Below are 22,809 nucleotides of genomic sequence, written 5' to 3' on the forward strand. Positions count from 1 at the left end.
ATGAGTCGTTTTTTTATTAATCGCCCTAATTTTGCCATCGTTATAGCCCTATTTATGAGCATTATTGGTGGTATTGCAATCGCTTTACTTCCAGTGGGTCAATACCCCAATGTCGCGCCTCCCACTGTGATGGTTTATGTCAATATGGATGGTGGCTCCACCGATGTGATGCAGAAATCAGTAGCTTCAATCATTGAAAAAGAGGTCAATGGCGTAGAGGGTATGACCTATATGAAGTCTAATATAGGCAATGATGGCTCATACTCATTAGAGGTTAGTTTCGAAATCGGAATCGATGCCGATAGAGCGGTAACTTTAGTCCAAAACCGAGTGAATAAATCTATTTCTCGTCTGCCTGAAGGTGCTAGGCGTTACGGAGTGACTGTTGAAAAGGTCTCATCGGGTATGCTGATGGCATTCAGCGTGCGTGACAATACCGAAAAAATGGACTCCATCGAACTCTCTAACTGGACATCTGTCGCACTTAAAGAGGGGTTACAACGGATCTCTGGCGTGTCTCGCGTCATGGTGATTGGCGAAAAAAACTACTCTATGCGTGTTTGGCTAGATCCAAGTAAAATGAGCGCTTTGGCATTAACAGTTGAAGATGTCCAAGCCGCCCTTTTAGAGCAAAATCAAATATTAGCTGCAGGTAGAGCAGGTACGGAACCGAGTGCAGGCATTCACTCTTGGGAATATACATTTAAAGTTGATAGCGCGCTGGCCTCTGCAGAGCAGTTTAGCGAAGTCATTGTTCGCTCAGATCAATTTGGCTTAGTCAAAGTGAAAGATATTGCAAGAACTGAACTTGGCTCAGTGCAATACCTTGCAAATACTTATCACAACAATCAAGCCGCTTCGACCGTATTTATGTACCGCACCCCAACATCTAACGCGATGGAAGTCGGCAGTGCGGTAAAAAACTACCTTAACACAGTGAAACTCCCCACAGGGATTGAAATTGAGATCCCATATGATGGTACTGTATTTGTACAAGCAGCCATTGATGACATCTTTAATACTCTGCGTGATGCCGTTATTTTGGTTGTATTAATCACCTTACTCTTTCTGCAGAGTTGGCGGGTTACTTTAATCACTGCCGCTGCCATCCCTGTTTCACTTATTTCAACCTTTGCAGTCATGCTGGCCGCAGGCATGACGATCAATATTATCAGTATGTTCGGCCTTATTCTGGCAATTGGTATTGTGGTGGATGCCGCTATTATCGTGATTGAAAATGTCGAGAGACTACTTGAGGAAGATGAGTCGCTCAGTATTAAGCAAGCCGTCTTGCAAACCATGCAGGAAGTCACAGGCGCAATTATCGCGTCAATGTTGGTGCTGCTATCGGTATTTGGACCAACCCTCTTTATGCCTGGAATGACTGGCATCTTATATGGCCAATTTGGTATCGCGATTAGTGCAGCAGTCGTAATCTCCACCATTGTCGCTTTAGTACTAACACCAGTTATGTGTGTCCTACTAATGAAGCGCGGTGAAAGCAAAAAAATCTGGTTATTCAGAGTATTTAATAAAGGTGTTGACCATACCCGAAACGGCTTCGGCTTTACTGTTAACTTTTTAAGTCGACGACTTGGCTTAGCAGTGCTGCTATTTACAGGCATGCTAGGCAGCATCTACCTGCTTGGGGAAAACACTTCAACAGGGTTCCTACCTGAAGAAGACAAAGGCACATTGTTTGCCGTAGTTATGCTACCCGATGGTTCAGCACTTCACCGCACCGATGCAGCTCTGCATCAATTATCGGAAAAAGCCCAACAGATTAAAGGAGTCAAAACGGTTCTATCTGCATCAGGATTCAACCTTATAACCAACACGACAGGTTCAAATGCGGGTCTGTTACTGATCTCTCTCGATGACCTAGAGGAGAGAAAGTCAGATGAAACCGTTAGTCAATGGGCGATTTTAGAACAAGTCCAAGCAGTGATTAACAGCAATGATGAAGTTTACGGCTTTGCCTTTGCTCCCCCAGCGATTCCTGAACTAGGACTCGTGTCAGGCTTTGATTTAATGTTTAAAGATAAGTTCGCTCGCGATCCAAGCGAGCTTGCCGATGCAGCAAACACATTTATAAACAAAATCAATGAAGATCCAAGGGTCGTAGGAGCTTACACAACCTTTAATGCCAACACCCCTAATGTGGTATTAGATATTGATCGTGAACAGATCAAAATGCAAGGCCTGCGAATGGATCAGGTATTTAATACAATTCAAGCCCAATTCGCAGGCGCTTTTGCAGGGGAGTTTAATCATGAGGGGCGTAACTTCTATGTATTTGTACAAGCAGAACAGGTAAGTCGTAAAAACATAGATGACCTCAACTATCTCACCGTGCGTAATGATAATGGTGACTTAATTAACATCAGCTCATTAGTGACCCCTAGAGTCGAATTTGGTCCACAGGTGATCCAGCAGTTTAACTTGATGCAAGCGGTCAATATTAATGGTTATCCAGCACAGGGTTACGCTTCAGGCGACGCTATCGCGGCCGTTGAAGAGGCAGCTCAAGATCTACCAGAAGGATTTGAGATTGAGTGGTCGGGTCTAACGAAACAGGAGCTAGCAGCGGGTGACTCTGCAGTCATTGCTTTCATGTTGGCAATTCTATTTACATACCTCCTACTTGTTGCACAGTATGAGTCTTGGGTCATCGCATTATGCATCATCCTATCGGTTCCTACGGCCCTACTCGGCACCTTGTTTACCGTATTTGCTATGGGTAGTGATATTAATATCTATGTCCAAATAGCCATGGTACTGCTGGTCGGCATGGCAGCTAAGAATGCAATTCTAATTGTCGAGTTTGCCAAAAACCTAAGAGAGGAAAAAGGCTATGACATCGTCGAAGCCGCCGTAACCGCGACCAAAATGCGTTTTCGTGCAGTAATGATGACGGCAATGAGCTTCGTACTTGGACTAGTACCATTAATGTTCTCTGATGGTGCAGGTTACGCAGCCCAGCAATCAATTGGTTGGGCCGCATGTGGCGGTATGATTTCAGCAACGTTTATCGGCTTACTTATTGTCCCAGTCATCTATGTCATGCTTCAAACCTTGCGCGAGAAGTGCGTCAACGTACCGCTTGCGCCAACCAAGGATCCAATCCCCAATTAAATAAGCTATTGTCTAATGAAAATGCCAATTCCGATTGGCATTTTTCATTAGAGACTGACTAAAATCCCCTCCAAAATCTGACACTTAAAAGCCTAACTCAACCATAAGCACTTCACTAAAAACGACTAAACCTCCTAGTGATGTCTACCTAAGTTAAATTCATACAATGGCGTTAAATAGCTAGTGATATAGCGATGAAACCTTCTCCCTGTATACCAGCTTAAAACATGAATAATGCTTTTTTGGAGGTACTATGAACAAATCAATCTTATCTATCGCACTTATTATCGGTTTATCAGGAACCGCGCTTGCTAATGATTCTCAGCCAGACCCTTCCGATCTCACAGCTGTAAACTCATTTGCCTACGGCACAGTCGACAATGACGGCAAGCTCAACGGCATGGTTGGCGTCGCTGGTGCTTACTCTGAAGGCAATAACTTTATTGGCCTAGTCGAGCATGCAGTGGCGACCAAAAACAATGAATTTGGCCAAAAGGCGCAAAACTCGCGCCTACGCTACTTTCAAGTTTTAGACACTAATAGCGCATTGCTACCACAAGCAGGATTTTCAGTTGACTACATGAAGGGCTGGAAGAGTGCAGATGACGATGTCAGCACTGATATCGTTGCACTTGGCGCTATCGCAAAAATGACCACGCCATGGGAAGCCATTTCGCTCTACCCGAATGTCGCTTATGTAAAAGGTGAAGCTTCCCAAGGTTCTGGCAATAGTCTTGACTTAAGTGGTTATCAACTCAACCTATTTGGCTCTATTGCCCTTGGTGAACTTGGTAAATATCTGATACTTCAGCCCCAATTTATGCACCTTGATGGCGAACCGAGTAAAAACGCAAAGGGTGAAAAGCTTTCGGCGAATATTTTCAAAGTAAAAACGGGCTTTGGTATGCCAATCAGTGAAAGCGGTCGATGGTGGGCAGAGCTGAGTCATACCTATACCCGAAGCGACAGCCAGGTAAACATCACTGGCACGTCCATCAATGCAACGGATAATGACAATAAGTTTGAACTCGGGATCTCCTACTACTTTTAAACCGATTCAACTTGAAGGGCAGCGAGGAGTTATCACTAATACGCTGCCTTCTTTTGAAGTGGCGTCTATAGCAGACCGTCTAAAAAGTGAGCCAGTTAAAGCCACGACACCTAATATAGAACCGCCTTTTACATTGTACTTTTGAGAACCATCAATATGAAAAAAACAGTACTATGCCTATCTCTATTCTTTTTCTGCTCTATTTCTATGGCGAGTGATTTTTATGTGCCAACAACTATCTCAAAAGAGGGGCAGCTTTTCCTAAAAGAAAACTTTTCCCATGAACTAAGAGATAAATCGGTGATCCCTGCAGAGCTAAACAAAGAAGGTTGGCAACAGATGCAAGCGCTCTCGAATGAACAGGTAAAACCACTCAATGATGCTGCAGTGTCTATCTATAAGCCAAATATTAAACACGATGTTATTAATGGTGTTCCTGTACTCGATATCAAGCCAAAAAACTGGAAAGAGAGTGCCAAAGTATTAGTTTATGTTCACGGTGGTGCTTATGTCGCATACAGTGCCGAGTCCTCGCTAGCGAGCAGTGTTCCCGTCGCTAACGATACTGGATTAAGAGTCATCTCTGTCGATTACACCTTAGCGCCTCACGCACAATTTGACAGCATAACGAATCAGGTTATCAGTGTTTTAACCGGGCTAAAGCAGAAAGGTTTTAAAATGTCGGATATAGCGCTGTACGGTGATTCAGCAGGTGGCGGCTTAGCAGCCGGAAGCTTACTAAAGATGCGAGATTTGGGTGAAGAGCTACCTGCTGCACTAGTTTTATGGTCTCCATGGTCAGATATCACACAAACTGGTGACTCTTACCACACATTAAAAGATGCGGATCCACTCTACCGATATGAGTTGTTACTAAAGCCTTCTGCTGATGCCTATGCCAATATTAAAGATCAGAAACACCCCTATGTATCACCTGTGTATGGTGATTACACAAAGGGTTTCCCTCCGACGCTCATCCAAGCGGGTACAAAGGAAATATTTTTAAGTAACGCAGTACGTTTATACCAACAAATTGACGCTAATGGCGGTGAGGTAAAGCTCGATATCTATGAAGGGATGTGGCACGTGTTTCAAGCCTTTTCATTTCATATTCCCGAAGCTGAACTCGCAAGAAAAAAAATGGCAGGTTTTCTAGAAAATAAGCTCAGCAGTAATACGCAAAGATAACTCAAGAAAGTAGATAAAGAACGTGCATAAAAAATAAGGGCGTTAAAATTTTAACGCCCTTATTCATTAAAGCCTTTAATCATTAGATCTGAGTTGGCAAGCCTTAGTGCTGGCCTCGAACGCCATCACGCACCATCTCTTTACCTGTCTCATACACTTCATCGGTTACCCAACGCGCATGTAGCAGTTTATGCTGATTATCAAACACAGCCACAAAATGACGACCATCGGCATTATTGGTTGCCATACCGATACCAGCAACTCCCTCTAGACCCAAACCACCAGTTTCAACCGACACCAGAAAGCGTCTTAGGTCATCGAGATTATCAATTACGTTTTGCTCATCACTCATCTTTAATACTCTTATCTGTTCACTCAACCAAAGCGCCTATCGGCCCTAAGTATATTATGCGGCGTACTTTACAGATCATAGCTAAGGATTAAAAGAGTGCACTTCTACTTTGAACAAAGGTAAATATCACGCAAGCCATTTAACGTCTGGCTGCAATTTAAGCAGACGCTTAATTTAGTCTATTAGCTTGGTCACAAAACGCGTCTTATTTTGTTCAATTTAATAATGCTCATGTAATACTCCCGCCGCAATAACCCTACAATAAATAAGATGGATTGAGACTCATGACTGAGATTAAATTTGGTGTATTAGGGCAGTATTTTCATTGCCCTGTGAAAGGTGATTTTGAGTATGCGTCTAACGCATTGGTGCTTGTTGATGATAAGGGCGTGATCGCCTCAGTCCTCACCGAAAAAGATGCCGACTTTCAAACACAGCTCAGCCAATTATCTGCCAATAAACAACTCATCGAATTAAGCAGTAGCCAGTATCTAATGCCTGGCATGGTTGACTTACACGTTCACGCACCGCAGTTCCCGCAAGCGGGTAAAGGCCTAGACCTTCCCCTTTACGACTGGCTACAAGATTATACCTTCCCACTTGAAGCCAAGTTTGAAGATTTGAACTTTGCCAAGAAAATTTATCCAGAGCTAGTACAGTCACTGCTCGCCAATGGCACCACCAGCGCCGTGTATTTTGCCACTATTCACAAGCACACTTCTGTAGAGCTTGCGCGTGAGTGCTTAAAGCAAGGTCAGCGCGGCTTTATCGGTAAAGTGAATATGGATGAGGCGAGCCAATGTCCACCATTTTATATTGAGCCATCCACACGCGATGCCCTAATCGACACCGAAGACTTTATTCAACAAGTCCTACAACTTGAAGGCAACGAACATCAGTTGGTTTCACCCGTTGTTACTCCGCGCTTTGTGCCTAGCTGCACCAGCGAGATGCTACAGGGCTTAGGCGAGTTAGTACAAAAGTATCATTGTCATGTGCAGACTCACTGCTCTGAAAGCGACTGGGCGCGCGATTATAGCCAAGAAAAATACGGCAAGACTGACGTTGAGATCTACAGCGATTTCGGTTTGATGACGAGCAAAACCATTTTGGCGCACTCGATCTTTTTAACGCCAAATGATCATGCGGTGATTAAGGCGACTGGCGCAAGTATTGCTCACTGCCCGCTATCGAACATGTATTTTGCCAATGCGGCAATGCAGACCCGTGAAATTTTAGATAATGAGCTAAAATGTGGCCTGGGTAGCGACTTAGCTGGCGCACCTATTCCATCGATTTTCCACACCTGCCTAGATGCCGTTAATCACTCTCGTGTACGCGAAGATGGCACATCAACTTATCTACCAGCAGATAGTCGTGGTGAAAGCGGCTCTCGCATCTCCTTCTTAGAGTCTTACTGGATGGCAACGGTGGGTGGCGGACAAGCGATTGATGCCAGAGTCGGCCTGTTCCAACCCGGCTTTGAGTTTGATGCCTTAATCGTTGATACCGCAGTTGCTGACAGCAACATCTTTATCCTCGATGAGATGGACAGCGCCAAAGACAAACTAGAGAAGATCATCACCCTTAATAGCCGCCAAAACATCCGTAAGGTGTGGGTGAAAGGCCAGTTAGTGATAGAGAAGTAATCTCTAAAATTATTGGTTTGATGTTGCACTAGATATAAAAAAGGCTCAGAAGCTTACCCTTCTGAGCCTTTTTTGTTTATCAGTTTTACAAACTACACATTCAAGCGAGTCGGACTAATGCCCATCTACAAAGGCAAACTTAATAATAAACAGCAGTGCAACTATCGCCACACCTGGGTGAATCTCACGCCAGCGGTTAGTACCAGCTTTTAACACACAGTAAGTGATAAAGCCTGCTGCCACGCCTTCGGTAATCGAGAAGGTAAATGGCATCATCACGGCAGTGATGAAGGCCGGCGCCGACTCTGTCAGATCTTTGCCATCAATTTTAGCCAGCTCTGACGACATCAAAATGCCCACATAAACCAGCGCACCAGCAACCGCATAACCCGGTACCATAGCCGCAAGTGGCGAGAAGAAGATAACCAAAATAAACAGTAGACCCGCAACGATAGCGGTTAAACCTGTACGGCCACCCGCAGCAACACCCGCCGAGCTTTCAATGTAAGCGGTTACCGTTGATGTGCCCATATAGGCGCCAACGACTGAAGTTGCAGAGTCGGTCATCAAGGCTTGCTTCATACGTGGAAAACGACCGCGCTTGTCGGTGAAGCCACACTTTTCGGTTACACCAATCATGGTGCCCGAACTATCGAATAGACTCACTAGGGCAAACGAGAAAATAACGCCCATTAGCGCCACATCTAACGAGCCAGCAAGGTCTAACTCACCAAAGGTATTAGCAATACTTGGCGGCATTGACACAATACCTGTGTACTCGATATCCCCCATCAAAGCCGCAATAGCCGTCACAATAGCAATCGAGACCAGTACTGCTGAATGGATACCACGAGAGGCTAAAATAACGATAATAAAGAAGCCTAACGCGCCTAACACACATTGCAGAGAGCTTAAGTCGCCCACGGTTATCATGGTCGCAGGGCTTGCCACCACAATGCCCGCATTACTAAAGCCGACCATGGCTATCAGCAAACCGATACCGCTAGGAATACCGATACGCAAACATTTGGGGATATTGGTTAAGATCCACGAGCGGATCCCAAGTAAGGACACAATAGCAAAACAAACGGCTCCCCAAAAAATGGTGCCCATACCAATTTGCCAACTCACGCCCATGCCTACCACCACAGAGAAGGCAAAAAACGCGTTCAGCCCCATCGCAGGTGCGAGTGCGATAGGTAAGTTAGCAATCAGGCCCATGGCGATACAGCCAATAGCACTGATAATACAGGTCACGACAAACACCGCACTGGCATCCATACCGGCAGCGGAGAGGATTTGTGGGTTAACAAACACGATATACACCATGGTCATGAAGGTGGTAATACCTGCAATGACCTCGGTTGAAACAGTGGTGTTATGGGCCGACAGTTTAAAAAAGCGCTCCATCAATCCCGTTTTAGCAGGGATTGCCTTCGAATTAGCTGCCGTGTTAGCAGCTTCAGGGCATGCTTTTACATCACAGTGCGGTGTGTTACTTGGCGTACTCATAAATAGATTGTTTCCAACTTAAATTCACAGAACCAGCGCCCTAAACATTAGGTTTTAAGTTAACTGCGCCAATATTGATTGAGAGGCGCGCGCACTTAATCGCCAGAAACAGGTATTCCGGCGATGACGACTTAGCGATTACGGTTTTATACAACGAGGGGCGCTATTGTAGAGTACCCACGGTGACAAACAGGAGTGATTAGCATCACAAATTGCAGAGTTATTTAGAAAACGGTCAACATGAATAATCACTAGCCCAGTTACCAGTTTTCTCGATAGCAAAAAATTGGCAACAGAGTAAGAACCTCATCCCTTAAGGCTTCTGGCTAAGCCTTTAGATACAAAGTAATTATTGAGCTAGAACACGCTCAATGCTAGTGTCAGCCACAAGTTTGTTCACACTCCAAGGAAAAAAATGCTAAAGAAAATCTTAGCCAGTGTCGGGATCGGCAAAGCGACTGTCGATACTATATTGCTCGATGAACAACTTAGAGCTGGCGAGCCATTTACAATTGAAGTGGTTATCAAGGGCGGCGAAGTCGAGCAAGAACTCAATGGCCTTGAGTTTGCCATCATGGCCGAAGCGAAAGCCGAGAAGCAAGTCGGTGACGATGAAGTAAAGTATAACAAGAGTATGGTACTGCAAAGCTGGAAACCCAGTTTCAAACAAACCATTCAGCCAGGCGAAACCATTACTCGTCAGTTTAATTTAAGCCTGCATCCAGAAGCCCCTTCCACTAATCTTTTTGGTCAGCGCATCGCTAAGGTTTGGCTGCAAACTGGGCTTGATATTAAAAACGGTATCGACGGTAGTGATAAAGACTCACTGGTAATCGTACCTTCTAATACGCAACTTGCAGTATTAGAGCTGATTGAAAACAGCGGTTATCGTCTGTTTAAATCAGATATTGAAGCGGGTTTTGTTCGCGCGCAGGGCTTTGCATCGCATCTACCTTGCTACCAAGAGTATGAGTTTAAGCCTCAATCACGCTCCTTTTTTGGTGCACGCGAGCTAGAGGTGACCTTTGTCGATAACGGCGCCGAAACTGGTGTATTGATTGAAATAGACAGAGCCTTTACCGGTGATGGCTACCACAGTACCTCGATTCCAAATCACTGTGACACTGTTGAAAGTGTAAGACCCTATATTGAGAGACTGCTTGCTTAATGTAGGCGAGTACACAATTATGTGTACTGATACAAAAGTGCCGATAAGCCATGCTTATCGGCACTGTTTAATCATCTCCCTGTTATTAACTTTTGGCTAACTTCAGGGACTAACTCTAAGTGATAGCGCTAAGGAAAAGCTTTAGAACTTGTGACCCGTTACCTGCTCAACAAATTCAATATTAAGTTCGATACCTAATCCTGGCTTATCACTGACCTCTATCGCGCCATCGACAATCTTAGGCTCGTTAAGTGTCAGCTGCTGCGTCAAGGTGCCGTTCCAGAAATCTGGGTGCAGATACTCGACATATTCAGAGATATGACAAACGATACCAAAGTGACGCGCCGCTGCAGCAGTTATGCCTGTTTTCCAGTTATGGGGCATTAGCTGAGCGTTATGGTGCTCACAAATATCCATAATGCGCAGCAGCTCAGTAACACCACCACAGCGGTTATAATCAGACTGCACTACCGAAATCCCGGTTTTCTCAAGCCATTCTTGCGCTTCAAAGCGTGTGGTCGACATCTCGGCGCCACATAAGCGAGTATTAATCGCCGCTGCGAGCTTTTGATGACCAATCAAATCATCATGCTGTAGGCAGGCTTCAATAAAGTACAGGTCAATGTCTTCTAGCTGACGGAAGGTCCAACGGGCTTTCTGCCAATCGGTCCATCGATATAGACAGTCAACCATCATGTCCATATCCCAACCGATGATCTCACGCAGCTCACGTAAATAAGCTACAACCTCTTTATCACTGACCTTATCATTAGGGATGATGCACACCTTAACGGCCTTGGCACCACGCTCTTTCGCTTTAGCGATCAGCGGCTTATATGCCTCAACAATATCACTAAGTGTGGCATCGGCAGCAACAGATGGATACAGGGTAAAGTAAGGCGTCAACTGAGCTTTCTGAGCGCCGCCCATAAGCTTATAGGCAGGCACACCTAACTGCTTACCTGCAAGATCATATAGCGCCATATCAATACCAGAGATAGCAAATAACCCTAAGCCTCGCATGCCGATCCACTTTGTGGTGTCGTACATACGGTTGTAGTTAGCGCGAAACTCTAGCGGATCTCTACCGATCACCGCTTCTTTAATGTTATTAAGCCATTTATGCTCGTTCTCAATTTCCGAGAAGGCTTTCATGCACTCTGGTGGGCCATCGGCCTCACCCAGTCCATAAACACCATTTTCATCGGTAACCTTAACGATAACGGTGTTTTCACTCCAGTTAGTAGCAGCTACGTTTACCGGAATAAATTCAACTGAAACAATATTTGCGCCCATCTCGTTATACCTCAACCTTTGCTAATTCAGCATGAGCAGGCACAGCCTGTTCTACATCGGATTTAACAGTCTGTGTTGCTGTTGATTTGAACAGTTCAGGATGGTCTTTTCTAATCCATTTCATCAAACACACTACCATCATGATATTTAAGACAATCATAGGTAAACCAACAATAATACACATGGACTTAATCGTGTCGATACTGCCGCCCATAAAGAAGGCTGCCATCGAAACTGCACCAATACCGAACGCCCAAATCAATCTTACAGAGACATCTGGATCGGCATCGGCGTCCAATTCTTTGGTCGTCATCATAGAGATAGATACCGCAGCCGATGTCATGGTTGTCGACATCAGGAAGAACTCAACAATGAGGAAAACAATCAAAATGGCCGCACCAAACGGCAGTGCATTAATCACCTCAATCACAGCCATGGAGACCCCAGCCTCATTCATCCATTCAAGTACAGGCAGTGCACCTGTTAACTCACTGAATACCGAGTAACTACCAAAGATAGCGATAAAGAAAGCACAACCCGCCGAGCCAAAGAAAATCGTGGTCAATACCAACTCTTTAATCGTGCGTCCCTTAGAAATTCGCGCTAAGAAAATGCCCATCATTACAAGGTAAGCAAAGTACCAAGCCCAGTAGTACATGGTCCACGCTTGTGGGAAACCAGACTTTTGTACTGGATCGCTCCAGAAGCTCATGCGAACAAAGTTATCGACCATCACGCTCAAGCTGTCGAAGAAGTAAGACAGAATAAACGCAGTAGGGCCTGATAACAGGATGAAAATACCTAAGGCAAACGCTGCATATACACACCAGTTAGCAAGCTTAGCAACGCCCTTCTTCATACCTGCCAACATCACCACGGCATAGAAGACAATAAATAGCACAATTAGGCCGACCTGAAGCCAGATATCATTTGGTAAACCAGTGACTTTCTCAATACCCGAACCGATAAGGTCAACAGCCAGCCCCATTGAGGTAGAGAAGGCACCTAAGGTACCAAAAATGGCGATAATATTGATGAAAGAGCCTAGCGGACCATCAGCATTTTTCTTACCAATCACATCTTCTAGTAAGTTAGATAGACGTAGGTTACGCTTCTTTTTCTTATGTAGATAATAAGCATAAGGTACAGCTGGCAAACAGAAAATCGCCCAACCTATTGGTCCCCAATGGAACAAGGTGTAAGTGATAAGCCACTGAGAAGCCTCTGCACTGCCAGCCTCAGCAAACATCGGCGGACTCTGCATATAATACATAGGCTCACCAACAGCCCAAAAAATCAATGCTGCGCCCACACCCGCTGTAAAGATCAAAAACGCATAAGTAGCATAGGTGAACTCAGGTGCATCGTTATCGTCACCTAACTTAATATGGCCAAAACGGCTAAAAGCAATCCACATCAAAAAAACAAGTGCACCAAAACCCGCTAATTGGATAAACCAACCAATATCATTGGTCACCCACTTCATTCCCGCATGGGCAACTTCTTTAGAGCTTTCAGGAAAAAATACCGCTAACGCCAAACTTAAAAACGTGAAGCTGATGGCAGGCCAAAACAGCTTATGATCGAGATTCTTGAAATTCATAGCTAAATTCCACGCAGCTCCTTTTTGTTATTATTTAAAGGAGCAAGCTTGATGCCGCCTTATGCTGTTAGCACAATCTATGCGGCGAGTTATATTGGGTTACAGCGCACTACCATTAGCAATCATAGCGGCGCGGATCTCTGCAACATTTAGGTCACGGATGTGACTTTGGTTATCGATAGCTTGTATTGCAGCTACGCCAGCGGCGTGGCCTAATTCAAAACATTGAGCGGTGACACGTGCAGAAGCTAACGCTTCATGCTCAGCACTAAGGCAGCGACCCGCAACAATGATATTTTCGCCGACTTGAGGGACTAACGTCGCGAAGGGAATATCGTAGTAGTCATTCAATAACCAGTGTAGCTTTGGCTTATCGCCAGAGTGCAACTCAATTGGCCAAGGTGTACGACAGATACCATCTTGCTGTTTGCGGCAGTTAACCACATCATCATTAGTTAGTGTCTTCACCCCTTTGATAGAGCGTGTCTGACGAATGCCGACTTCAACACCAGTATCAACCACATAGGCATTGTCACAACCCGGCACAAACTCATTAAGAAACTTGGCATAGGCACGAACTTGACGACGCCCAAAGACTTCGGCTTCAGTAAAATCAACAGGGTCAATCACATTCAGCACTCGGCCATCTTGGCCAGCCAAGCGAGTCGCATTAACCATCAGCTCACCGGGGCGAGTTGTCGGGAAGATCCAGATCTTATGGCGTGGCAGTTCCCACCCCAGCTCGGTATTCGCTTTAAGAATGTTCTCAGTCACCTTCGGCGGACAGATGGTGTCCATTCCGTAGTAATCCAAATACTGCTCCATATCCACACCCGCAATACGGAAGAACATGGTTGGATTTTGAATACGGCCTTCATCACCAAAATAAGTATCTAGGCCTGCACGAGCGATGACTGCGGCATCACCCGATGCATCAATAATCATTTTTGCAAGAATGACGCTCTGGCCTGCATTTGATTCAATCACCACACCCTTGAAAGTATCGCCATCCATAATCACGCCCGTTACAGCAGTGTGATACAAGATATTCACTCCTGCGGTCGTTAGCATGTCATCAGCAACTTCACGCCACACTAGAGGATCATGAGTAACGGTAAAGGTCTTGCCATAGCGCTGCGGTGCGGTAACGCCGTTATTATCAGCCAGTGCGTTACGGAAACGCTCGGTAAAGCCGAATACAACTTGTTCAGGCTCGGCGGCTTCATCATCGGTCGCCATATACATGCCACAAATAGTGCCAGATAAACCTGCGACAGCAGCACCACCACAAAAACCATACTTTTCAATTAAATAGGTATCTTTACCCGCCGCAGACGCGGTTTCTGCTGCAGCGACACCAGCAGGACCACCACCCACGACTAAGACATCAATCTCAGCCAAGATAGGTAGTTGTGGCACCTGCTCAAAACGATTAATAATTTGCCAATTTTTCATTTTTGCTCCAATGGATACCGATATAGACCAGATGAACACTAATACACAGCTAATATGCACCTGATATTCATCTGATATATCAGTTGTTGAGAGCTAATATATTCCTGTATCATGCAGCGAACAAGTGAAAGCTACAAAACCGTGATCTAGATTGCGAAGATAGAAAAGGAGTGTGACGATGATCATTAATGACGTAGCGAATAAATCTGAATTTGCATACGACCAGCTAGAAAAGATGATTACTTTCAGGGAGCTTAAGCCTGGTTCCATGGTTAGTGAGAAGCAACTTTCAGAGCAGCTTGGTGTTGGCCGAACACCTGTTCGCGAAGCGCTACAACGTTTATCGTACGAGCGAATGGTAGAGATCCATCCTCGCCGCGGGATCCAAATTCCACAGATATCATTAGAAAGCCAGCTTAAAATTCTCGAGGTACGTCGAGATGTTGAAGCGCTATGTGCTCGCTTTGCTGCAACGCGAGCCTCAGAGTCAGAAAAGATACGAATGACTAAGCTAGCGAGTCAATTAGAAGATAATGCCGCCAAGCAAGATGATCTGATTTATGCCCAGTTGCTGAAGCAGATCCATATTTTATTAGTACAAGTCTCTAATAATGAATATTTGCAACTGGCGATGGCGCCACTGCAGGGACTATCACGTCGTTTCTGGTTCGCCTACAAGAATGAATCTAGCGATCTGGCTGATGCAGCGTACTTACATGCGACCATACTGCGTAAAATTGTAGAGGGCGATCCCATTGCAGCAGTAGAAGCATCTTATGCGCTCAATGATTACCTCACCAACATGGCTCGCCGCACAATTAGTTAAAATAAGCACTACCCCAACCATAGTGGAGTCGTCTCAGGCTCCATTACATCTGCTCATCTGATAATGATTTTCTCAAATTGAAAACGATGAAGGAGAGGTGTTTGAGCAATGGCTATCTGAGTCGATGCAAAGCTCTACTGACGTAGGCGATTACCTGCTAGTAAGTTATTCACGTATATTCTGTAAGAAAGGCATCTGACCTACGGCGAATATAATTACAATATCAGCAAAGGCAGATGGCACAGTCCGTGGTCAACTTTGACGAGACCAGCTTTAACGCCAAATTTGTGGTGGCACTACTACTGGGGTTAGCGGTTATCGCGGCCTATTATAGTAGTGAGAACCTTATCTGTGCATCTGTTCTTGGGGCAATCATGGCAACCGTTTCCGGCCTAAACTTACGTAATAAACGCCGCAACCTAAAAGCGGCAAATCAGGTCATTAAACCTATCATGGACACCCTATATCGGGGTCGCTATGGCAAACAGCAACTTTTAGAATTCTTGCAGAAGCTAAGCTAGAGTAGAACTAGAGTTAAGCTAACAAGCCAGCATCAATTGCTGGCTTTTTCTTCAATATTATCGCGATAGGCATAGACTTAACTCAAACAACCTACTCAGGAATGGGTTTCTTCTCAGCTTCTCGCTTTAGCTCATCAGCTTTTTTACGAGCATCATCTTCATACCTGTCGGCATCCTCTCTCGCATCACGCGCATCTTGCTTGGCCTCTTTCATATCTTGGTCAACATCTTTACGAGCCTCACGCTCATACCTGTCGGCATCCTCTCTCGCATCGCGCGCATCCTGCTTGGCCTCTTTCATATCCTTGTCCACAGCTTTACGAGCATCACGATCATACCTGTCGGCATCCTCTCTCGCATCGCGCGCATCCTGCTTAGCCTCTTTCATATCCTTATCCGCAGCTTTACGAGCATCACGCTCATATCTGTCGGCATCCTTTCTCGCATCACGCGCATCCTGCTTAGCCTCTTTCATATCCTTGTCCGCAGCTTTACGAGCATCACGATCATACCTATCGGCCTCTTTGCTTGCTTCGTGTGCATCCTTCTTGGCTTCTCGCATATCCTTGTCTGCAGCTTTACGGGCCTCACGTTCATACTTGTCGGCCTCCTTTTTCGCTTTCCTAGCCTCTTTCTCAGCTTCTTTCTGAGCCTGCTTCTCAGCTTTTTCCGGTGGCTCGGCCATCGCACTCGACGATAATGCAGCTAAAAACGTAGATACAACTAGTGCTTTTATCAGTTCAGTTACTCTCATATTCAAACTCCGTTGTTGCCCGGCATATCCACCACAGCCGTTTGTCTAACCAATCCAATGATTCAGGACCGACTCAAATGAAAACTCATCTCAATTTATTATAGCCAAGCTGAAAAAATGAGCCCTTAAAAGAGGATGAAATCAGCATTTTGCTCGGTTTTTACGCGCTCACAAATACAAATTCGAGATATATAAATAAATATTAATCTTATTTGCGTATTTTTCCCTCTTTCAAGGATATCCCAGAGATAAATAAGTGTGGCAGTATATGCCGCCGACACAGGCGTATAAAAATCAAAAATAGCTCAATAAAAATAAAAACTTAGTAACAAATTGATAGTTAAAAAATAACGCTTTACTCTATTTTCTAGGAGTCATATGAATACAACCTTTACAATTGGCGAACTAGAGTCGTTTCTAGTCGCGATTCTAGTGCTATTTATTGGCCACGCGGTCAATCGCTATATTCCAATCTTAAAGAAATATAATATCCCCGAACCCATCGTCGGCGGTTTAATCATTGCCGCAATAATTACAGTTCTACACTTTAACAATGTAACCGTGGCATTTAGCCTATCGATGCAAAACACCTTGATGTTGATGTTCTTCAGCACCGTAGGTTTAGCGGCGAACTACAAACTTCTACTCAAGGGAGGCAGCAAGGTATTTCTATTCTTAGGTGTTGCCTCCTTGTTCATCGTGATTCAAAACATAGTCGGTGTAGGCCTAGCCAATGTATTGGGTCTAGAGTCATTTATGGGCCTAATCGCAGGCTCTATCACCCTCTCTGGCGGACATGGCACTGGCGCTGCCTGGGCTGATACTTTCCAGACTGAGTATGGAATTAATACTCTTGAGTTTGCTATGGCTGCTGCAACATTTGGCTTGGTCATGGGTGGTATTATCGGCGGCCCAGTGGCGCAGCGACTCATCAATAAAAATAACCTAGTATCGTCATACGGAGTTGGCGGCAACCATCATAAAGACCATCCAGACCTAGTTACCTATGACCAGCTTGAAGAGGATAGAGTGACGGCTAAAAGCGTTCTTGAAATCCTGTTTATCATGCTGCTCTGTGTGGCTGGTGCTAAATGGACCACGGCACTCATTGAGGCTGTGGGTGCAAACTGGCTGAAAATGCCTGAGTTTGTCTATGCGCTATTTATTGGTGTGATCATCACTAACCTTACCGAGATCTCTCGCGGCTATAAGATCAACAGTGAATGTGTCGATGTGCTCGGTTCTGTGTCCTTAGCGCTATTCCTATCTATGGCTTTGATGAACCTAAAGCTGTGGGAGATTTTTGACCTTGCCATACCATTGCTTATCATCTTAGTAGTACAGACAGCGGTACTTGCGTTGTTTGCCTACTTCGTGACATTTAGAATGATGGGCAGCAACTATGACGCGGCCGTGATGGCTGGCGGTCACTGTGGCTTCGGCCTAGGTGCAACACCAACTGCCGTAATGAACATGGGCGCCTTAGTATCAAGAACTGGCCCATCACCACAGGCCTTTATGGTTGTGCCAATTGTTGGCGCCTTCTTCGTGGATATCGTCAACGCGGTGATCCTAAAAGGCTTTATGGTTTTTGTTGGTTAAGTGTCAATAGCAAGCAACATTCATAACCATAAAAAAGCCAGCGATTAACGCTGGCTTTTTAGTCTTTGCTTTATTAAAGAAGGGGCTAGGTTCTAGAACGCTTCACTGCGAGGACGGGCTCCGCCCTGCTAGAAACAGCAAAAGCGTGACGGGCTAAAGCCCGACCTACAACAAACAGCACTAAACCTGCTTTTCTTATCTCAGCTTTCATCGTCTTTGCTTTATAAAGAAGGGTCTAGGCTCTAGGGCGCTTCGCTTCGAGGACGGGCTCCGCCCTGCTAGGGAAATTAAAAAGCCCGACTTACAAAGTAAAATTAAAACCGCTTTTCTTATTCTTAGCTTTAATCGTCTTTGCTTGTACCGTCTTAGCCTTTCCTAGAACCTATAACCTAGCACCTTTCTTTGCCTATCTTTTCCGTAAGCACAGCGTTCCGTCAGTGACACCGTCACGTTCGTAAGGCCGCAGGCCGACCTGCTTTGCCTTTCCTAGAACCTCGAACCTTCTGTGCTTTTCCGTTCGGCTCTTACCGTCTCAACTTGTACCGCCTTGGCCTGCTCTGCCTTCGCAAATCGACGCGATAATTTGATATACAGAAATAGCGACACAAATATCACCCCACCGCCTATCAATTTTTGTGGCTCAAGCGTCTCTCCAAGCATGGTAATACTCAACAGCAGCGTCCAAACAGGCTCTAAGATCATCAGCAGCGCCGCAGTTTCCATGCTCACCTTATACTGTCCCATCGTCTGTAATAGATAGCGTACAGAGGTGGCAATTAGGGTCGAAATAGCAAACCAGATAATCAGATTACTGGAAAACTCTATGGAATGTGGCTGAGTGAACGCGGCATATACAAGGCCCACTAAGCCAACAACAAATAGCTGCAAGCAGATAGAAACCAGCGGCTTTAAATTGCCACTAATGCGTTTGTTCATCACAAAGTGCACTGAAAGCAGTGCCGATGCCAGCAAGAACAGCAACTGGCTCGCTTCCATCCGCCAGCCGTTAGTTAGGCTCAATAGCATCATGCCAGTAACACTCACTGGCAGTGCAATCCAAAAGGCACGGTTGGGTTTAACTTGAAACAGTAGCCAAGCGGTCAGCGGCGCGATAATCATCGCAAGGCTCATAATGAACGCCCCCTCTGACAAGCTATCACTTATCGATACCGCATAGATCCAAACTTGCAGCGCCAGTCCAAGAAAAACGCCGACGCCACAGGCCGATAACACCTGCTTCATACTGAGTTTCAGCAGGCTTTTATAGCAAAAAGGCAGTAAAACTAGACTTGCCAATAGAAAGCGAGAGCCAATAAATAGCTCCCCAGGCATAGATTGCACCACTAGCTTTGAGGCAACCCAGCCCACTGCAGCCAACAGGGTGGCGATAAATAGATACAAAACACCGCGCATTACTTGCACTCTTAAAAAGGGGCTAATAGCCAATTGAAATGGGATCTCAACACGCAGTGCCGTTTAATAAAATGCGCCGCGCTAAAAACAAAATAGCAATCCCATCTACATAGGATTGCTATCATTCAACAATGTGGATTTTAAAACAGGTCTAGCTATTAAAGCTACTGAGAATACTCACAATAACAGCACCAACAAAAAAGCGAACCTATGGTTGATGCCAAAAGGTTCGCTTTTTAAAGACTAAGCTAATCGCCAAGCCTCTCAAGCAGTTACTTAGCAGCCGCCTTCGCTCGGGCGCTATGTAGCTTCTTGTAGCTTTCAATCAAGCGTAAGTGTGGCTCAATGCCTTCAAGCGCCATGCTGGTCTTGGTTAGACCGAAGAAGCGTACTTCGCCGCTCACTGAACCTATGACGTTTTGCATCACCTCGATACCGAACATGCGGTTAAAGCTATGGATAAAGTGCTCTAGCTCTAGCTCGTCGTCCATTTCAACTTCAAGCACCGCACTGACCGCTTGATAGAACAAGCCGCGCTCAACGGTATTGTCGTTATACTGTAGGAAGTCACCTACCAGCTCCATCGCCTCTTCAGCTGCGCCAAGAGCAAGATAGATTAAGATCTTAAGTTCGATAATAGTTAACTGACCCCAAACCGTGTTCTCATCGAAGACGATACCGATCATGGTGCGAATGTCAGTGTAGTTATCTAACTGGCTTTCTTCTAAGCGGTTAACCAAGTCCACCAGCTCATCATCAGACAGTGAGTGCAGATTTAAGATGTCTTCACGGTAATCGAGTGCCTTGTTGGTGTTATCCCAAATCAGGTCATCCACCAGGTAAACTTCAGAGAAGCCCGGAACCAACATACGACAAGCCGACGCGCCAAGCTGATCAAATTCAGCTGTGTACACCTCTTTACCTAAAGTTTTTAAGATGCCGAAAAGGCCATCGGCTTCCTCTTGGTTAGTCCCAGAGAAATCCCACTCACAGAACTCATAGTCATGCTTGCTGCTAAAGAAGCGCCATGAGATCACGCCCGTTGAATCGATAAAGTGCTCGACGAAGTTTTCAGGCTCAGTCACCGCCATGCTGTTAAAGGTAGGCTTAGGCACATCGTTTAAACCTTCGAAGCTACGACCCTGTAGTAACTCAGTTAAGCTACGCTCCAGTGCCACTTCAAAGCTTGGATGCGCGCCAAATGAAGCAAATACGCCACCGGTTTTCGGGTTCATCAAGGTTACGCACATCACAGGGAACTGACCACCGAGTGAAGCGTCTTTCACCACGACTGGGAAGCCCTGCTCTTCTAGACCGTTAATACCCGCAAGAATGCTTGGGTACTTCTCTAGCACTTGCATCGGCACATCTGGCAATACGATTTCTTGCTCGATGATTTGACGCTTAACTGCGCGCTCAAAGATTTCAGACAGACACTGAACCTGTGCTTCTTGCAGGTTGTTACCTGCACTCATACCGTTACTTAGGAACAAGTTTTCAATCAGGTTCGATGGGAAGTACACGGTTTCGCCATCTGAATGTCGTGTGTAAGGAATAGTACAAATACCGCGGTCGATATTACCTGAGTTGGTATCAATCAGATTCGAGCCACCTAGCTCCCCTTCTGGGTTGTAGATAGCTAGACAGTAATCATCGAGCATGCCTGCGGGTAGTGAATCGTCATCTTCTAACTCGAACCATTTCTCGTTCGGGTAATGCACGAACTCACTGTTAGCGATCTCTTCACCGAAGAACTGGTCGTTATAGAAGAAGTTGCAGTTTAGACGCTCGATAAACTCGCCTAATGCCGAGCATAGAGCGCTCTCTTTCGTCGCGCCTTTACCATTGGTAAAACACATAGGTGAAGCAGCATCACGGATATGCAGTGACCACACGTTTGGCACGATATTGCGCCAAGATGAGATCTCAATCTTCATGCCTAAATCAGCCAGCATACCAGTCATATTGGCAATGGTTTGCTCAAGCGGCAGGTCTTTACCCAAGATATAGGTGCTAGCATCACTGTCGCTTTGGCCCATCAACATGGCGTTAGCGTCGGCATCTAGGTTTTCAACGGTTTCAATCTTAAACTCAGGTCCAGTCTGTACCACTTTCTTCACGGTACAACGCTCAATCGAGCGCAAAATGCCTTGGCGATCTTTATCAGAGATATCCTCTGGTAACTCAACCTGAACTTGGAAAATCTGGTTATAGCGATCTTCTGGATCGACAATGTTGTTCTGCGACAGTCTGATGTTTTCAGTAGGAATATCGCGAGCCTTGCAGTACACCTTGATAAAGTAAGCCGCACACAGTGCTGACGATGCTAAGAAGTAATCGAAAGGACTTGGCGCAGAGCCATCACCTTTGTAGCGAATAGGCTGGTCGGCCGTAACGGTGAAGTCGTCAAACTTGGCTTCGAGTCTCAAGTTGTCGAGAAAGTTAACTTTGATTTCCATTGAATATGATTTCCACTTAATAGCGAGCGTCGCCCTTGGCTCAAATATGAGTCTTGAGGCCAGATGAACTTAATGAGGGGAATTATCGGTGTTTTTCGCGCATTAGTCTTGGGTTAATTACAGAAAAGCTCAGATTAGCGACAATGAAGCGCAAACACAGCTGACCGACATAGGGCTAATACAGCAAGGTTATAAACTGTAGCAACAGCTAGACTATTGATTCTTATCGGCTTCGCGTTTAACTAAGATAAAGGTCAAGTACATTTTAGTCGGCAGTGACAACACCATGCCAAAGGCCACACAGACGGCGCTAATGATGATCCCCCGCACGCCCATGGCTTCAACGGTTTCGTTAAAATTGTGCAGGTAGATCCCCACAAGGATCAGGCAAATTCCAAAGCTGATACAGATCTTTAAAATCAAAATAAGCTTCTGGTCTGTCATTATCCCTCCATTAACTCTAAGACTTAAGATTATAGGGCTTAAGGTTCTAGGTACTAGGTACTAGGTACTAGGGCGCTGCGAGGATGGGCTCCGCCCTGCTAGGAAGAGTAAAAGCTTACAAGCAGAACAGCTCTCTCCTCGGCTTTTCCCGTCTTAGCTTTTAAATCTCAGCCGTTCCAGCTTTTCCCGTCTTTTTTCTTCCTAGGACCTTTCTTTGTTTTCCTAGCACCTCGAACCTTCTTTTCCTGCTTTTCCTTCTTTTCCTTCTTTTCCTGCTTTTCCGTAAGCGCAGCGTTCCGTCAGTGACACAGTCACGTTCCCTAGGCCGCAGGCCGTTCGGCTGTTACCGTCTTAGCTTCCCCCGCTTTTCCTAGAACCTGC

17 protein-coding genes are annotated in these 22,809 nt (G+C 45.5%); 8 read left to right on the forward strand and 9 right to left on the reverse strand.

The genetic code is table 11. The features are described 5' to 3' along the window. The 3 genes from JMA39_RS14485 to JMA39_RS14495 all read left to right on the forward strand — a co-directional run bounded on the left by JMA39_RS14485 (position 1) and on the right by JMA39_RS14495 (position 5,374). Positions 1 to 3,135, forward strand: coding sequence for an efflux RND transporter permease subunit (locus JMA39_RS14485; RefSeq protein WP_202722570.1), 3,135 nt, complete (start codon positions 1 to 3; stop codon positions 3,133 to 3,135). Positions 3,136 to 3,388: 253 nt separating this feature from the next. Beyond that, a complete protein-coding gene (locus tag JMA39_RS14490; RefSeq protein WP_202722571.1) occupies positions 3,389 to 4,186 on the forward strand; it encodes a hypothetical protein in 798 nt (265 codons plus the stop codon). Positions 4,187 to 4,342: 156 nt separating this feature from the next. Continuing rightward, complete coding sequence (locus tag JMA39_RS14495; RefSeq protein WP_202722572.1) at positions 4,343 to 5,374, forward strand: alpha/beta hydrolase; 1,032 nt, start codon at positions 4,343 to 4,345, stop codon at positions 5,372 to 5,374. A 103-nt stretch (positions 5,375 to 5,477) separates the two neighbouring features. Here JMA39_RS14495 and JMA39_RS14500 read toward each other — a convergent pair whose 3' ends face one another. After that, positions 5,478 to 5,726 (reverse strand): hypothetical protein, encoded by a 249-nt coding sequence (locus JMA39_RS14500; protein ID WP_202722688.1) that lies wholly within the window; start codon positions 5,724 to 5,726, stop codon positions 5,478 to 5,480. A 284-nt stretch (positions 5,727 to 6,010) separates the two neighbouring features. Here JMA39_RS14500 and guaD point away from each other — a divergent pair, with 284 nt between their 5' ends. Next, complete coding sequence (guaD, locus tag JMA39_RS14505) at positions 6,011 to 7,375, forward strand: guanine deaminase (protein ID WP_202722573.1); 1,365 nt, start codon at positions 6,011 to 6,013, stop codon at positions 7,373 to 7,375. 114 nt (positions 7,376 to 7,489) lie between these two features. Here guaD and JMA39_RS14510 read toward each other — a convergent pair whose 3' ends face one another. Further along, on the reverse strand, positions 7,490 to 8,788 hold the full coding sequence (locus JMA39_RS14510) for an NCS2 family permease (RefSeq protein WP_269154450.1): 1,299 nt from the start codon (positions 8,786 to 8,788) through the stop codon (positions 7,490 to 7,492). Between the two features lie 514 nt (positions 8,789 to 9,302). Between JMA39_RS14510 and JMA39_RS14515 the strand changes: the two genes are divergently transcribed. Continuing rightward, a complete protein-coding gene (locus JMA39_RS14515; RefSeq protein WP_202722574.1) occupies positions 9,303 to 10,055 on the forward strand; it encodes a sporulation protein in 753 nt (250 codons plus the stop codon). A gap of 141 nt (positions 10,056 to 10,196) precedes the next feature. On the opposite strand, the gene JMA39_RS14520 is transcribed toward JMA39_RS14515, so the two are convergent. The 3 genes from JMA39_RS14520 to JMA39_RS14530 form a co-directional block, all read right to left on the reverse strand. Next, a complete protein-coding gene (locus tag JMA39_RS14520; protein ID WP_202722575.1) occupies positions 10,197 to 11,351 on the reverse strand; it encodes a mandelate racemase/muconate lactonizing enzyme family protein in 1,155 nt (384 codons plus the stop codon). 4 nt (positions 11,352 to 11,355) lie between these two features. After that, positions 11,356 to 12,954, reverse strand: a complete 1,599-nt coding sequence (locus tag JMA39_RS14525; RefSeq protein ID WP_202722576.1) for a BCCT family transporter — start codon at positions 12,952 to 12,954, stop codon at positions 11,356 to 11,358. A gap of 99 nt (positions 12,955 to 13,053) precedes the next feature. After that, positions 13,054 to 14,409 (reverse strand): FAD-dependent oxidoreductase, encoded by a 1,356-nt coding sequence (locus tag JMA39_RS14530; protein ID WP_202722577.1) that lies wholly within the window; start codon positions 14,407 to 14,409, stop codon positions 13,054 to 13,056. Between the two features lie 178 nt (positions 14,410 to 14,587). Between JMA39_RS14530 and JMA39_RS14535 the strand changes: the two genes are divergently transcribed. After that, positions 14,588 to 15,235, forward strand: coding sequence for a GntR family transcriptional regulator (locus JMA39_RS14535; RefSeq protein ID WP_202722578.1), 648 nt, complete (start codon positions 14,588 to 14,590; stop codon positions 15,233 to 15,235). Between the two features lie 236 nt (positions 15,236 to 15,471). Then, on the forward strand, positions 15,472 to 15,756 hold the full coding sequence (locus tag JMA39_RS14540) for a hypothetical protein (protein WP_202722579.1): 285 nt from the start codon (positions 15,472 to 15,474) through the stop codon (positions 15,754 to 15,756). Positions 15,757 to 15,847: 91 nt separating this feature from the next. On the opposite strand, the gene JMA39_RS14545 is transcribed toward JMA39_RS14540, so the two are convergent. Further along, positions 15,848 to 16,510 (reverse strand): hypothetical protein, encoded by a 663-nt coding sequence (locus tag JMA39_RS14545; RefSeq protein WP_202722580.1) that lies wholly within the window; start codon positions 16,508 to 16,510, stop codon positions 15,848 to 15,850. A gap of 378 nt (positions 16,511 to 16,888) precedes the next feature. Between JMA39_RS14545 and gltS the strand changes: the two genes are divergently transcribed. After that, positions 16,889 to 18,112, forward strand: coding sequence for a sodium/glutamate symporter (gene gltS, locus JMA39_RS14550; RefSeq protein ID WP_202722581.1), 1,224 nt, complete (start codon positions 16,889 to 16,891; stop codon positions 18,110 to 18,112). Between the two features lie 486 nt (positions 18,113 to 18,598). Here the strand turns inward: gltS and JMA39_RS14555 are convergent, their stop codons facing one another. From JMA39_RS14555 to JMA39_RS14565, 3 genes are all read right to left on the reverse strand, one after another. Beyond that, entirely contained in the window at positions 18,599 to 19,525 is a 927-nt protein-coding gene (locus JMA39_RS14555; protein WP_202722582.1) for a DMT family transporter, read from the reverse strand. Positions 19,526 to 19,797: 272 nt separating this feature from the next. Then, the gene (locus tag JMA39_RS14560) at positions 19,798 to 21,984 is read right to left on the reverse strand and encodes an OsmC domain/YcaO domain-containing protein (RefSeq protein ID WP_202722583.1); all 2,187 of its coding nucleotides are present in this window, start codon (positions 21,982 to 21,984) and stop codon (positions 19,798 to 19,800) included. A gap of 213 nt (positions 21,985 to 22,197) precedes the next feature. After that, on the reverse strand, positions 22,198 to 22,428 hold the full coding sequence (locus tag JMA39_RS14565; RefSeq protein WP_202722584.1) for a hypothetical protein: 231 nt from the start codon (positions 22,426 to 22,428) through the stop codon (positions 22,198 to 22,200). Between the last annotated feature and the right edge of the window lie 381 nt (positions 22,429 to 22,809).

It is taken from the genome of Shewanella schlegeliana (genome assembly GCF_016765635.1).
Lineage (GTDB): Bacteria > Pseudomonadota > Gammaproteobacteria > Enterobacterales > Shewanellaceae > Shewanella > Shewanella schlegeliana.

Coding starts and splice junctions, on each gene's coding strand:
- JMA39_RS14555 (WP_202722582.1), bottom strand. CDS start 19,525: ATGCGCGGTGTTTTGTATCTATTTATCGCCACCCTGTTGGCTGCAGTG.
- JMA39_RS14525 (WP_202722576.1), bottom strand. CDS start 12,954: ATGAATTTCAAGAATCTCGATCATAAGCTGTTTTGGCCTGCCATCAGC.
- gltS (WP_202722581.1), top strand. CDS start 16,889: ATGAATACAACCTTTACAATTGGCGAACTAGAGTCGTTTCTAGTCGCG.
- JMA39_RS14560 (WP_202722583.1), bottom strand. CDS start 21,984: ATGGAAATCAAAGTTAACTTTCTCGACAACTTGAGACTCGAAGCCAAG.
- JMA39_RS14520 (WP_202722575.1), bottom strand. CDS start 11,351: ATGGGCGCAAATATTGTTTCAGTTGAATTTATTCCGGTAAACGTAGCT.
- JMA39_RS14565 (WP_202722584.1), bottom strand. CDS start 22,428: ATGACAGACCAGAAGCTTATTTTGATTTTAAAGATCTGTATCAGCTTT.
- guaD (WP_202722573.1), top strand. CDS start 6,011: ATGACTGAGATTAAATTTGGTGTATTAGGGCAGTATTTTCATTGCCCT.
- JMA39_RS14545 (WP_202722580.1), bottom strand. CDS start 16,510: ATGAGAGTAACTGAACTGATAAAAGCACTAGTTGTATCTACGTTTTTA.
- JMA39_RS14490 (WP_202722571.1), top strand. CDS start 3,389: ATGAACAAATCAATCTTATCTATCGCACTTATTATCGGTTTATCAGGA.
- JMA39_RS14515 (WP_202722574.1), top strand. CDS start 9,303: ATGCTAAAGAAAATCTTAGCCAGTGTCGGGATCGGCAAAGCGACTGTC.
- JMA39_RS14540 (WP_202722579.1), top strand. CDS start 15,472: ATGGCACAGTCCGTGGTCAACTTTGACGAGACCAGCTTTAACGCCAAA.
- JMA39_RS14535 (WP_202722578.1), top strand. CDS start 14,588: ATGATCATTAATGACGTAGCGAATAAATCTGAATTTGCATACGACCAG.
- JMA39_RS14485 (WP_202722570.1), top strand. CDS start 1: ATGAGTCGTTTTTTTATTAATCGCCCTAATTTTGCCATCGTTATAGCC.
- JMA39_RS14530 (WP_202722577.1), bottom strand. CDS start 14,409: ATGAAAAATTGGCAAATTATTAATCGTTTTGAGCAGGTGCCACAACTA.
- JMA39_RS14500 (WP_202722688.1), bottom strand. CDS start 5,726: ATGAGTGATGAGCAAAACGTAATTGATAATCTCGATGACCTAAGACGC.
- JMA39_RS14495 (WP_202722572.1), top strand. CDS start 4,343: ATGAAAAAAACAGTACTATGCCTATCTCTATTCTTTTTCTGCTCTATT.